General features: G+C 44.4%; 9 protein-coding genes and 1 pseudogene. 6 read left to right on the forward strand and 4 right to left on the reverse strand.

Annotated elements, in window-relative coordinates; all coding sequences use genetic code 11:
* Window positions 1-116: 116 nt before the first annotated feature.
* Both Q0413_RS01680 and murA read right to left on the reverse strand, forming a co-directional pair.
* Window positions 117-1,298 carry a molybdopterin molybdotransferase MoeA gene (locus Q0413_RS01680; RefSeq protein WP_298986644.1) on the reverse strand — a complete coding sequence of 394 codons (1,182 nt, stop codon included), beginning with the start codon at window positions 1,296-1,298 and terminating at the stop codon, window positions 117-119.
* Between the two features lie 474 nt (window positions 1,299-1,772).
* Window positions 1,773-3,041 (reverse strand): UDP-N-acetylglucosamine 1-carboxyvinyltransferase, encoded by a 1,269-nt coding sequence (murA, locus tag Q0413_RS01685; protein WP_298986646.1) that lies wholly within the window; start codon window positions 3,039-3,041, stop codon window positions 1,773-1,775.
* Between the two features lie 126 nt (window positions 3,042-3,167).
* Here murA and Q0413_RS01690 point away from each other — a divergent pair, with 126 nt between their 5' ends.
* From Q0413_RS01690 to Q0413_RS01705, 4 genes are all read left to right on the forward strand, one after another.
* Window positions 3,168-3,803, forward strand: coding sequence for an NlpC/P60 family protein (locus Q0413_RS01690; RefSeq protein ID WP_298986649.1), 636 nt, complete (start codon window positions 3,168-3,170; stop codon window positions 3,801-3,803).
* A 768-nt stretch (window positions 3,804-4,571) separates the two neighbouring features.
* A complete protein-coding gene (locus Q0413_RS01695; RefSeq protein WP_298986653.1) occupies window positions 4,572-5,129 on the forward strand; it encodes a rhomboid family intramembrane serine protease in 558 nt (185 codons plus the stop codon).
* A gap of 44 nt (window positions 5,130-5,173) precedes the next feature.
* Window positions 5,174-5,848 (forward strand): histidine phosphatase family protein, encoded by a 675-nt coding sequence (locus Q0413_RS01700; RefSeq protein WP_298986655.1) that lies wholly within the window; start codon window positions 5,174-5,176, stop codon window positions 5,846-5,848.
* 409 nt (window positions 5,849-6,257) lie between these two features.
* The gene (locus Q0413_RS01705; protein WP_298986657.1) at window positions 6,258-6,902 is read left to right on the forward strand and encodes a ferritin family protein; all 645 of its coding nucleotides are present in this window, start codon (window positions 6,258-6,260) and stop codon (window positions 6,900-6,902) included.
* A gap of 946 nt (window positions 6,903-7,848) precedes the next feature.
* On the opposite strand, the gene Q0413_RS01710 is transcribed toward Q0413_RS01705, so the two are convergent.
* Window positions 7,849-8,910, reverse strand: a complete 1,062-nt coding sequence (locus Q0413_RS01710) for a tyrosine-type recombinase/integrase (RefSeq protein WP_298986659.1) — start codon at window positions 8,908-8,910, stop codon at window positions 7,849-7,851.
* On the reverse strand, window positions 8,907-11,495 hold the full coding sequence (locus Q0413_RS01715; protein ID WP_298986661.1) for an AsmA-like C-terminal domain-containing protein: 2,589 nt from the start codon (window positions 11,493-11,495) through the stop codon (window positions 8,907-8,909). The genes Q0413_RS01710 and Q0413_RS01715 overlap by 4 nt, the downstream gene beginning before the upstream one ends.
* Before the next feature lie 130 nt (window positions 11,496-11,625).
* Between Q0413_RS01715 and mltG the strand changes: the two genes are divergently transcribed.
* Window positions 11,626-12,576 (forward strand): endolytic transglycosylase MltG, encoded by a 951-nt coding sequence (gene mltG / locus Q0413_RS01720; RefSeq protein ID WP_298986663.1) that lies wholly within the window; start codon window positions 11,626-11,628, stop codon window positions 12,574-12,576.
* A gap of 109 nt (window positions 12,577-12,685) precedes the next feature.
* Window positions 12,686-12,915, forward strand: a pseudogene (locus Q0413_RS01725) (malate dehydrogenase); the annotation flags it as partial.

The following is a 12,915-nucleotide window of genomic DNA, read 5'->3' on the forward strand; positions in this document are numbered from 1 at the left end:
GAACTCGCGACATCAACCATGGCAAGGTTGCGCTCTACCACTGAGCTATTCCCGCATGCGGTAAAAATAAAGCGCGATTGTAGCCTATAAATTTTCATTTGTCAATAATTTCTCGCTTAAATTTCATAAATTTTTATGATTTCTCCAGCGCGAACTTTGTCGCATTCGGGATCAGCCAAGAAAAAATGCGATGCCGCAGCCAGCGGCCTGATGCGCCCCGAAGGCGACGACATAGGCGTAAAAATTCCGCCTTCATATGCGCCTACGGTTAAATTTACTCTGCCGCTTTTTAGCTTCAGATCGCTTGCGAGCTTGGCATAGATCGCCGCTTCTGCGCTAAAAGCCTCGCTTGCGCCGCTAAGCTTAAATAGGATCGGCAGTATGACTGCGCGCGTAAGCACGAAAGCAGCCATTGGATTGCCTGCCATTGCAAAGACGAATTTGCCGTCTTTTGCGAAGCACTTGCTGGGGCGGCCGGGCTTGATATCAATGTGATCGAAAACCTGCAAAAATCCAAGTTCACTCATAGCGCTTTGCATAAAATCCGCTTCCCCAGCACTTGCTCCACCGCTGGTAATTAGTACGTCAAATTTACGCGTAGCAGCGTTTAGCGCCTCGCATACCGCGCTAAAATCATCCTTTAAAATCCCTAAATACTCATTTTCAAAGCCGTATTTTTGCAGCAATGCAGCAATACCACTAGAGTTGGCATTATAAATTTCGCGCTCGCTCGCACTCTGCCACGGCTCTTTTAGCTCGTTTCCACTGGAAAATAGGGCGATTTTAGGACGCGTGTAAACGCTTGCTTCGTAAATTCCTTGCGCGGCAAGAAGCATGATTTTAGCAGGGTTTAAAATTTCGCCACGGCGCAATAAAAGCTCGCCCGCGCGCATCTCCTCGCCTTTTTTACGAAAGCCGTCGTGAGCATGAACGGAAGCAGGGATTTTTAGAGTTCCGCCTTGCGCGTCTACATCCTCTAGCCTCGCGACGGAGTCCGCGCCTGCAGGCATTGGCGCGCCGGTCATTATCTTTTGCGCTTGCGCAGCCTTTATTTCATAGAATTTTTCGTCTCCTGCAAAAATCGTAGGCTCTACGATCTCTAGCTCTTCGTCTTTGAATTCTGCCGCGTAGGCATAGCCGTCAAGCGCCGAATTATCGAAGCAGGGTAGGTTTTTAAGCGCAGAAATATCGCTATAAAGGATGCGACCTAGAGCGCTGGGAAGAGGCACCATTTCGCTCCGCCTGCTTGATGTGATTCTAGCCGTAGCCAAATCTATAGCCTCATTTATTCCTATCATTTTAAGTCCTTTTTATCATTTTTTACATTTAAAATTCGCACAGTTAATACTTCGCGTGACCTTAAATTTTATGTTGCGCCAAAGCTTGCAAAGCAAAATTTTACCCAAATAAATGCGCGAAATTTTACGGGCTCAATTGCCTTATTTTAATGCTAGTGTTACTTAAAATTTCAAAGCATATCACTCGTAAAATTCCGCTTTGCCGTAGGAATTCCGCTCGCATGTGCTTAAAAAATTCCACCACGGCTCGTTCATTAAATTTTACCAAAGCTCGCCACTTTAAATTCTTAAGAGGTTCATCCTTCGAAATTCTACCAAGATTTGCCTTTAAAATTTCGCCACACTTAGCTTTAGCGATTTAAATGCATTGCTGCTGATAGAATTTACGTGGCTCTTACGTAGCGTGGCATTTTAAAACGCGTTTTGCGTAAAATCCCGCATCGCTTGCTTGCGCAAGATTTTATTCCGAAGTCTTCATTCCTCCAGCCTTTGTATGTCTGCACCAAGCGCACCAAGCTTAGCCTCTAGTCTCTCGTAGCCGCGATCTAGGTGGTAAATTCTATGTATTTTGCTCTCGCCGCTCGCCGCGAGGGCGGCTAAAACAAGCGCCGAGCTGGCGCGCAGATCGGTCGCCATAACGTCTGCGCCGTTTAGCTTGCCGCCGCTGATCGTCGCGATGTGTCCGTTTAGGCGGATATCTGCGCCCATTCTCGAAAGTTCGCTTACGTGCATGAAGCGGTTTTCAAAAAGCCTCTCGTCGATGGTGCTGACGCCCGTGGCTACACACGCCAGCGCCATAAACTGCGCCTGCATATCGGTAGGAAAGCCTGGATATTCGCTCGTTATAATCTCTACGGGTTTGATCTTTGAAGCGGGCAGGATCGTTATTTCCTCGCCGCCGTTTGAAATTTCAAATTTAAAGCCCATATCTTCAAATTTTGCAAGCACTGCGCCAAGATGAGCCGCGCAAGCGTGCGTGATCTTGATACGAGAGCCCGTGATCGCGCCTGCGCACAGATAGGTGCCTGCTTCGATGCGATCGGGAATAATCGAAATTTCGTTTAAGCTTAAAAGCTCGCCGCCGCTTCCTTTGATGAGGATTTCGTTCGTGCCGATGCCCTCTATGTCGATGCCTGCGCTTTTTAATGCGTTGCAAACGGCGATTATTTCGGGCTCTTTTGCCGCATTTATGATATGCGTGGTACCGCTTGCTAAGGCAGCCGCCATTACGATATTTTCGGTGCCGGTGACGGTAATTTTGTCAAAATTTATAGTCGCGCCCTTAAGTCCCTTTTTTGCGGTGCAAACGACGTAACCTTGCTCGATCTTAACCTCCGTGCCCATCTTTTCGAGCGCGCTAAGGTGCAGATCGATCGGTCTTGCGCCGATCGCGCAACCCCCAGGAAGGCTTACCTCGCAGTGTCTAAACCGCGCTAAAAGCGGCCCCAGCACTAAGATCGAAGCTCGCATTTTACGTACTATGTCGTAGATTGCCTTAGTCGAGTTTACCTCGCGCGGATCGATTTTGGCGATATTGGCGTCAAGAAACTCGCACTTTGCGCCTAAATTTGAAAGTAGCTGAATTAGCGTGTGGATATCGGAAACTGCGGGTAAATTTTTAATTACGACTTCGTTTTTTGAAAGGATAGATAGAGCTATGAGCGGCAGTGCTGCGTTTTTTGCGCCGCTTATTTTGACGCTGCCGCTTAGTTTTTTGCCCCCGTTAATTCGTAGATAATGCATGATTTCTCCGTGTAAAATTTAAATAATTATACAGAATTTAGCTTTAAAGTTACCATTTTGTTACCGCCAGGCGCTAAAATTGCGCCGTACGTTCAAATCGTCGCATAATTTTATTTAAGGATTTATATGAAACAACTAATTATTTGCGCTTTGGGTGCGTTTTTGCTGGTCGGCTGCTCCTCAAAAGCCCCGTCTGCCGGCAGCCAGCAAGCGTATGTCTTAAACGATCATGAAGAAGGAATAACTTCGGTGCCAGGAAGCGAGTTTAACCGCCCGCTAATCGCATCGGTGGACGATTACACCGGCACTCGCGCGGGAGGGGACTGCAGCGGATTTATCACCGTGCTAAATGATAAATACGATGATCTATTTTTTAACTCAAAAGATCTGCCGAAATACTTCACAAACGGACACAAATCCCAAGCAATATATAATTATTACAGCCGTAGAAATTTACTCAGCAATACGCCGCGAGTGGGGGATTTGGTGTTTTTTCAAAACACCTTGCGTTCTAACAAAGGCAAGGTCAATAACGAGATCAGCCATATCGGCATCGTGCGCGAGATCTATGCTGATGGTCGCGTGAAATTCGTCCACAATACTCGTGGTAGAAATCAAGCGGACTTCGTAAATTTAAATAAGAAAAACGTCCATGTAGCGGGGCAAAAGATGGAAAATAGCTATATCGTGCGCTGCGGTAAAGACCGCATAAGCTGCCTAGCATCAAACCGCTTCGCAGGATATGGACGGGTGAATAACTAGAATTTTGAAAATTCTTTCGCCGTATTTTTTGAAAAATTTCTCATAACTTTTGGAATTTAGTTAGATTTTATGAAATTCCGTTAGACCTTTTAAAAATTCGCGGCGGTTTGATTTATGCTCTAAAATTTCAAGTAAAATTTTGCAGATAATTTAGCTTGGAATTCTAGCTATGACTTGCTTTATAGAATTTATTAAATTCCTAAAATTCTAATCAAATTTTAAAATTTTTATGGCTTTTAAACTCCTGCAGCAAAAACTTATGAATAAAAACTCACTTTGATACTGTTATGGCAAGTCAAATTAGCATTTTTAACGCGTAATTATATATAACAAGCATTTAATAAGATATTACTCTAAAATTTATTTTGAAATTAATTTAAACTCAAATTTTTATTATTCTTGGTGAAATTATACTTATAATTATACATAAAATTCTACGAAATAGCTTCATATAACTAAAATTTTATCGTTATTAAATTTAACGGCATGTTTGTTTTTTAATTGATATCAGATAAACTTTATAAATTACGTAAAACTTTCAAAAAAGATTTACGATCTAAATTTTATTAAGGAAATTTTAGTTTAAAGTTTTATATCTAAATTTTAAATTTTAGCGCAGCTATTTTGATAAGGCGCTTGCAATTAAAACTATTAGTGAATTTTAATGCTAGCACTTATCCATAAATTTATCTCGAGCCTATAAAATTACACGACGCCTTTAATTTAATCAAAATTTCGCTACTATGCGTGAAAAATTTAAGGAGTTTCATGCAATCAGGCAAATTTACTCTCGCGATCATTGTGGCGAATGTCCTATTTTTCGTGATTTCATTCGCATTAGAATATTTTTTTGGCTTTAAGTCCTATCTATTTTTTGGGCTCAATCCATATTTTTTCGAGGGGATGCCGTGGCAGCTATTAAGTTCATTTTTTATGCATGGCGGAGTGATGCATCTAGTGATGAATATGGCAGTTTTGTATCAATTCGGTGGGATTTTAGAGCGAGCGTTCGGTGGGATAAAATTTACGCTACTTTACATCGTAGGCGGGCTGCTGAGCGGCGCTTTGTGCCTGATTTATATCCGTTATGCCATGAGCATGGGAGAAATCGTCAATATCGTAGGCGCTAGCGGCGCTATTTGCGTGCTTTTAGGCGTGATTGCTTATTTTGATGAACGCAATGCGGGCGGGATTTTTATCGCGATTTTGATAATGAGCTTTGCACCGATGCTAATGGGCATAAATGTGGCGTGGTATGCGCACATAGCGGGATTTGTGGTCGGTTATGGCTTTGGAATGATCCAGAAAAAATTTAGAATTTTGTAGAATTTAACGCTAAATTTTACATAAAATTTTATGAAAGGATGCAGATGAAACGGATATATTTTATAAGACATGCCGAGGCGCAAAGCGGCAACGGAAGCGATTTTGAGCGGACATTAAGCTATGCGGGTGAACTTTGCGCAATTAAACTAGGAGAAAAGCTGCGTAGCTTGGGACTTACGCCTGATTTAATTATTACAAGCTCGGCTATACGCGCACTCCATACGGCGCAAATTATCGCTAATGCGTTGGATGCGATAAAAAGGGTAGCGTCATTGCGAGAGTTATACGACGCAAGCTTATGGGATTTGGCAAAGTTTGTTCGCAGCTTGGATGAGAAACGATTTTTTGGGTGCAGTGTGAATGTTGAAAAATACAATGCGGTTGGTCTGAGTAGCGAAAAACATCGCGACGCAAACGCTGAAAATTCTGCTTTTAAGAGCACTAAAATTCCCGCTAGCATTAGCGAAAATAATGCGATATCTTGCAACAATGTGGAAATTTCTAGCACTGATGTTATGCAAAATTTTAACGCAGCTAGCGCGGAATGCGTATTTATCGTTGGACATAATCCGGCAATAGGCGGAATTTGCTCGCTTTTAGGCGAGAAGGAAGTCGATAAATTTCCTCCTTGTTCGATTTGCGGCTTAGAATTTGACGTTCATAAATTCTCAGAAATTACTGATCATAGCGGCAAAATGGTAATGCTGCAGTGCCCTTAATTACGCTTTTAACGCTTCATAATTACAATCGGGCGGCTCGTTGGCGCATTAAAGCTACTTTTTGCCGAGCATTGTCATATACTCGTAAAATAAGACCATATGGCAAAATAGCAAATTAATTTTGAGATAACTTTAAATTTTAAAAAATTTCCAATGATGTGGCTCGCCTTGAAATCGTGGACTAAATGAGTCAGAAAACTAAATTTCATATTTTTAGATGATCGAGTGTTAGCACTTTCGCTTGAAATTCCATTTGCTTTGAAAAACCTTAAATTTAGATTTTACGGATGGAAATTTCACGCTGAAATTTTCTCAAAAATATAAATTTATTGAGAAGAATAAAATTTATTAAGTAAAATTTAATAGTAGCCGTGGTATCATTCCCTAAAAATTTTGATAGGGAATTAAAATGAGACAGTACGAAACTTACAGATGCGACAAATGCGGCGCGGAGGTCGAGGTGCAAAAAGTAGGCGGCGGTACATTTAGCTGCTGCGGCGAGCCGATGAAATGCATCACCGAGGATCTGACGCAGGTAAATTTGATGAAGGCATTCGCAGGCGAGTCTCAGGCGCGCAACAAATACGATCTTTATGGCGATTTGGCCAAAGAGGCGGGCTTTCACGCCATTGCGCGACATTTTTACGAGGCTGCCGAAAATGAAAAATGGCACGCTAGAGCCGAGCTAAAGGCGCATCATGCAGCCGCAGGCATTCCGCTTGATAAAATGGATAAAAATCTGCTTGATGCTGCCGCCGGCGAGCGCTACGAGCACGAGAGCATGTATCCGAGCTTCGCTAAAATCGCGACCGAAGAGGGTAAAAAAGAGGTTGCGCGCCTTTTTAATGCCATCGGCAAGGTCGAGCAGGAGCACGAGCGCGAATACAACGAGCTTCAAAAGATCCTGCTAGAGGAGGGCTTTTTCGAGAGTTTTGACGAGGAAGTTTGGGTGTGCGAGGTCTGCGGCCACGTTCATCGCGGCAAGAAAGCCCCGGGCGCCTGTCCGCTTTGCAAGGCTCCGCGCGAGTATTTCAAAAAACAAAGGCTTGTCTGATTTGACGCTTGCGGCACAGCGTTTTTTGCGATAGTTTTTGAAGCCGTCGCAAATCTCGTTTATTGTCGCGAGCCGATCGCTTAAATCTTGGCTTAAAATTTTGCGCGAGATTTCGTCTTTTTGCTCCTTTTTGCCGCGAATTCCGTGGCTAGACGAAATCTCGGGCTAAATTTATTTAGCCTAAACTCCTTTTCTTATCCCCCTAAGAAATGAAATCCTGCTCGCAAGAGCGGGATTTCTGTCGTAAAATAAATCTAAAATAAATCATGCCGATGATTTTATCTCTTTAAATTTTATTAGAAATTCCTATATGATTCTTGCGCTGTTTACGAAGCAAGCTTCGCGTCGGTAAATTTTGCAGCAAACTTTGGTGGCAAATCTTTTGCATTTTTAAATTTTAAGGCGAATACGGTGCGATGAGAATTTGAAAGCAAATCAAACTATAAAATTTCGAGGGTTTAAATTTTAAATCAGAAATTCTATCCTTGTGAAATTTGCAGATAAATTTTTATATCCGCTACCTCTTAATATGTCGATTATCTTTTGCTTATAAAATCCTCGGATGAAATCCCGTATCGTCAAAATTTAAATGAAATTTTGCACTAAATTTATCTGGAATTTTAGGCAAAATCGCATGAGGAAACCTAAAAAGTAAATTATTCTATACTCCAAAAGAGTAAAATTTTAGATTCTTTTGCGATCAAGCTCTAGGGCTCGCGCGTTAATTTAAAATTTTGCCGAGTTAATGAGTTAAATTCTAAAGTGCGAAAGGTAAAATTTTGGGTTTTGTTATGCGAGTATGAAAAACAAATTTCAGAATTTTTCAAAATAAAATTCCAAAACTTTTGTGAAATAAATTACATAAGAACGATTTCAAAGTCGCATCAAAACGAGATTTAAAAAATCTCGCTCAAGCAAGCCTCTCGCTACCTCAAATTTTAAAATTTCACTCCTCGAATTCCTCCGCGACCTTCGCCGCAAGACGCAGTTTGTCGCTGTCGAAGTGGGTGTAGATGCGCGAAGTATTGAGGCTCGCGTGGCCGAGGGCTTCTTGGACGAGCACGAGGTCCTTTTGCTTTTTGTAAAGCATCGTCGCGAAGGTGTGGCGCAGCATGTGAGCGCCGTTTTTTTCCTTGCGGATGCCCGCGCTCATTAAAATTTTCTCCACGATGCCGCTGACGTATGCTTGCGTGAGCGGCGCGCCGTTTTTGGTGACGAAAAGATAGCCCTCTTTGTTTGCAAAGTTCGTCTCCAGCGCGTTTAGATGCTCCTCGATCAGGTGGCGCTTGATCATTACGATGCGGTATTTGTTGCCCTTGCCGCGGATTCGGATTACGAAAAGATCGCCCTCGGGTGCGATATCTTTGCGCTTGAGATTTATCGCCTCGCCCACGCGGATGCCCGTGTAGACGATGATTTTTACGATCAGGCGGTTGCGATGGGCAAAGGAGGGAAACTTGCTTAGATTTATCGCGTCCAAAAACCGCTTCAGCTCCTCCTCGCTCATAAACTCCGGAAGCTTCGTGCCGCGGCTGCCGCTAATACCGCCCCAGTGCTTAAGCTCGATGCCAAAGTTATGCGAGGTGCCGTCCTGCTCGTTTTGGCGGTCGATGAAGCCGAAAAAATTTATCACGGCGATTCGGTAGTTTTTTTTGCTCGCATCGCTCAGTCCGCCAGTAATCGAGGCTAAAATTTCGCTCAAAAGCTCCTCGTCGATATTTTTCATACTCTCAAGGCCGTACTGCATGATCGCTTCGTAAAATTTTTTAAGCGGATTAAAATAAGTATTGATGCCGGTAAGTCCCGCGTTTCGAGCGTCTTTTGCGAGCCGCTCGAGTTCATTGATATTCGCGACCTCGTGATTTAGCGCCAGGCTTGCGCGGCGAAACAGCGCGTCGTTTTTCAGCTCCTTATTCGATAGCGCGCTTAGCTTGTAGCGCACGAATTTTACGAGCCAAAACAGCAGCGATTTTTCAAAGCTATCCTTATAATCGAGCGGGAATTTCATTTGCTCTCCTCGCTGTCGCCGAAGATCACAAAAGGCAGCATCAGTGTGTTTTTGATGAGATTATACGGCGTTTTTAGCACGTCGGTCGCAACGGCGGTCGAATAGGTGGGCTTTTTCGTCGTGCCGCGAATTTCGATGATCGTGGAGATCGTATTGTTTTCGCCCAAGATGATATGATTTAGCAGCGGGATTTTTGAGATTATCGAGCTTGCGTCTTTGAGGTATTTAAGCTCCAGATCGATATTTAGCGCGCCGCTTTTCATATCCACTTCGCCGTTGCCCGCGATGTCGGCGCTACTGCCGGTAAAGTTCATCGCGTTTATGTAAATTTTATCGCCGCTGCGGCGAAAGTAAATTTTGCCCCTCTGCACGCTAAAGCCGCGATCGTTGAAATCGGGCGTCTTAAACGTAAGCAGCGACGGCACGGAGTTTATAAAGCTAAGCAGCCTTTGATAGATGATGTAGTCCTTCAGATAGGTGTTTTGCACGTTGATCTCGCCGCGGTAGTTGCGCGGATCGATGCCGCTTGCTTTTAGCGTAAATACTCCTCCGTCGAAGCTCTGCGAGCCCAGGAATTGATTAAGCGCCTCGCCGCTGATGTTTTGCGCAAAAATTTGAAGCAAGCTCTTTTTAAAGATTAACTTCACGTCGCCGCGTTTAAAGCTTGCGTTTAAATTCATATTTTTGCCGTCCAGCACGCCGTTAAAGTGCGTAAATTTAAGCGTTTTATTTAGATCGGATAGCACGATCGCAGAATTTTGCCCGCTGAAATTTATCGGCGAGCGCTCCTTCGTGCCGCTATTAAACTCGCTGGTTTGCACGCTCGTATTGATCGCGACGTCCACGTCTTTTAGAGCGACGAAGTTACCGCCTTTGTTTATTTTAAGAGAAATTTTACCGCTTCCGCTAGAGCCGTCCAGATCGCCCCCGCGCACCCGAAGCGCGAAAGAATCGTTTTTGTAGTGGCTGCCGTCTTTGTTTAGCAGACCGAAATCAAAGATGAGATTGCTGCTGCTGATATCTAAGTTTGTAAAATCGCTGGTTAAAATTTTAAGATCCCCGCCGCTAATGCCAGCGTTTTTAAGCGTCTTAGAAAAGGGCAAAATTCCGCTAATATCGGGCGAACTAATCTCGATCCGCTCGCCGAAGCTCATCTTTGCGCCCAAAAATTGCGAGCTTAGCACCGGCGCTTTGCCGCTAAAATCAAGGCTTATATTATCTCGCGCGTCGCCAAATTTTAAAATTTCTTTGCCGTTCGGGGAGAGATTGAAGCTATGAATAACGCCGTTAAATTTAGCTTTGCGCGTGGCGATATCGATGCTGCCGCTTGCCGTGGCGTTAAAAATTTCATTTTGCAGATTCGCGTCTTTGATGTCGATTTTTTTCTCGGTGATGTGTACCCGCGCGGCTTTGGAGTGAAATTTCGCTTTAGAGATCATCAGATCGGCGTCTTTTAGCGTCACGTTCGCATCCACCTTGGCGCTTTCCTTTTCGACGTCCACGTCTATCAGCACGCGCGCATCGATCCCACCGCCTAGCGGATATACGGGCTCGTTTATGCCGTAGCTTTGCAAAATCGCTATAAGGTCCTTGCCCAAACTCTCCTTGGTCCGCAGATCCAGATATACGACCGGCCTTTCTTCAAAGAGTCCGCCGATACGCACGCTGCTTCCCTCCAGGCTTTTGCCTTTAAATTTAGGCTCATTTAGCGTGAAGCTTAGAAAATCGTTTTTGAGCGTGATGTTGGCATCTTTTACCGTTACTGCTTCGATTTGCGGTTGAAATTTTATCGTAAGATCCTGCGCGTAGGCCGTGGCGCTGACGTTTTCTGCAATCGGGCGCGGATCTTTCAGATCGATTTTGGCGTGCAGATTTTCGATGTAGTAGTTTTGCGCGACCGCCTTGCCGTAGATCCACTCGTTCGCAAGGGGATTTAGCCCCGTAAGTGCGCCTAGCTCATTCATAAAATTTTTCAGGCTCAAAGCCGAGGCGCGGTTTATCTCGATATTTAGCTCCGAGCCGATATTGTGCACGTCAAGCTCGCCCGCGATCTCGTGCGAAGCGAAGGTGCCGTTAAAATCATACGTATCGGCTCTGAAATTTGCTCGCGCCGTGCCGTGCAGAGTGAGATTAAAATCATTTAGCTTAAGCTCGATCGGATCAAAGCTAAGTCCGTTTGCGCCAGGCGTGATCTTTGAGCTTAGCCTAAAAAACCGCGTATCTGCGTAAAAAACGTCGCTTTTGTATTTTAGCTTTAGACTTTCGCCCTTGATCTTCAAATTTTGCACGTCGATCTCTTCAAAAAAGGAGTTGATGAGCGAGATTTTTTTGCTAAATTCCAAAATTTTCTCGCTTTGCGTGCGTAGATCGGTGGAATTTTGCTCTAAATTTTGTGTATTATTTTGCGTAATTTCAAGATTTTTGATACGCAGCACGAGACCTTTATTTAGCTTGAGATAAAACCCCTCAAGCTTTGCAAAGCCCACGTCCAGCTGCGAAATCGCAATACCGTGTTTTAGGCCTACCGCGCAGATTATAAAAAGTATCGTTATGCCCAAAAAAAATCTAGCCAAAGTTCTAAACATCATCGCCTCATCAAAAAACTCCGCCCCAAAACCAAATCGGGCGTGCCGAAAAACTGCGCTTATAATATGAAATTTATTCAAAATTTTGGCTTATTTGCCTATAATTTTAGCTAAATTTTGAAAGGAACGCATGAAATTCTTTATAAAGCTCATCAAAGCGGCGTGCGTTTGTATCGAGCTTGCGGCTATCGTCCTTTTGGCCGTGGGTTTTGATCTACACGAGCGCGTCGGCAACGCGGCAACCGTGCAGATAGGACAAGGCAGCTCAACGAAAATTTTATCGCAACTCTCAAAGAGCTATCCTAAATTTAGCAAATTCGACGCGAGACTGCTTTCTTTTTACGGCGGCGCAAAAACCGGCGAGCTGGAGCTTAGCGGCGAAAATTTGCCCAAATATCAATTTTTGTATGAGCTAAGCGTCGCAAAGCCCGTGATGAACGAGATCAAGCTGATCCCGGGAGAGACTACGATCGTGTTTTTAAAACAGCTGGCGAAAGATCGCGGGCTAAGCTTTAGCGAGCTTGAGCGCGAATACAACGCCACGGCGCCGTTTTACGAGGGCTTTTTGGTGCCTGAAACCTACAAAATTAGCAAAAACGAAAGCGAAAAAAATATCATCGACCACCTCATCTCAAGCGCGCAAAAATTCCACGAAGACTTGTCGCGCGAGCTTATCGGCGATTATAACGCCACGGCGTGGAAGCAGGTGCTGATCAAGGCCTCGGTCATTCAAAAAGAGGCCGCAAACGCAGATGAGATGCCCCTCGTAGCCTCCGTTATCGACAACCGCTTAGCCAAAAATATGCGCCTTCAGATGGACGGCACGCTGAATTACGGCGAGTTTTCGCACGTCAAGATCACTCCGCAGCGCATCCGCACCGACACCAGCCACTACAACACCTACCTCAACGACGGACTTCCCAAAGAGCCCGTGTGCGTGGTCTCTCGCGATGCGATACGCGCCGTTTTTGCGCCTGCAAAGAGCGAGTATCTGTATTTTATGCGAAACAAAAAAACCGGGCTTCACGATTTTGCGCGCACACAAGCCGAGCACGAGCGCAACGTAAAGGCGCAAAGATAAAATTTAAGGTCGCTTCGGCATTAAATTTCAAAAACGAAATTTTGTCTTTAAATTTTAAAATTTAACCTCCGCAGTTATAAAAATGCGGGCCGATATTTGGGAGATAACAATGAAAATAGCGATATTCGGCGCAGGAAACATCGGCGCAGCGGTAGCGAACGATCTTATCGTAAGCGATTCTTTAAGCCAAAAGTTAGATAACATCGCGCTTGTGGATGCGGTAGAACAGATCGCGCGCGGAAAAGCACTCGATCTTGCCCATGCAGCGGTTGTTTACGAGCGCGACCTGCTCATAAGCGGCAGTACGGAGCCCGGCGACATAGCGGACGCAGACATCGT

Source organism: uncultured Campylobacter sp., from assembly GCF_938045465.1.
GTDB lineage: Bacteria > Campylobacterota > Campylobacteria > Campylobacterales > Campylobacteraceae > Campylobacter_B.

Coding starts and splice junctions, on each gene's coding strand:
- Q0413_RS01680 (WP_298986644.1), bottom strand. CDS start 1,298: ATGATAGGAATAAATGAGGCTATAGATTTGGCTACGGCTAGAATCACA.
- murA (WP_298986646.1), bottom strand. CDS start 3,041: ATGCATTATCTACGAATTAACGGGGGCAAAAAACTAAGCGGCAGCGTC.
- Q0413_RS01690 (WP_298986649.1), top strand. CDS start 3,168: ATGAAACAACTAATTATTTGCGCTTTGGGTGCGTTTTTGCTGGTCGGC.
- Q0413_RS01695 (WP_298986653.1), top strand. CDS start 4,572: ATGCAATCAGGCAAATTTACTCTCGCGATCATTGTGGCGAATGTCCTA.
- Q0413_RS01700 (WP_298986655.1), top strand. CDS start 5,174: ATGAAACGGATATATTTTATAAGACATGCCGAGGCGCAAAGCGGCAAC.
- Q0413_RS01705 (WP_298986657.1), top strand. CDS start 6,258: ATGAGACAGTACGAAACTTACAGATGCGACAAATGCGGCGCGGAGGTC.
- Q0413_RS01710 (WP_298986659.1), bottom strand. CDS start 8,910: ATGAAATTCCCGCTCGATTATAAGGATAGCTTTGAAAAATCGCTGCTG.
- Q0413_RS01715 (WP_298986661.1), bottom strand. CDS start 11,495: ATGTTTAGAACTTTGGCTAGATTTTTTTTGGGCATAACGATACTTTTT.
- mltG (WP_298986663.1), top strand. CDS start 11,626: ATGAAATTCTTTATAAAGCTCATCAAAGCGGCGTGCGTTTGTATCGAG.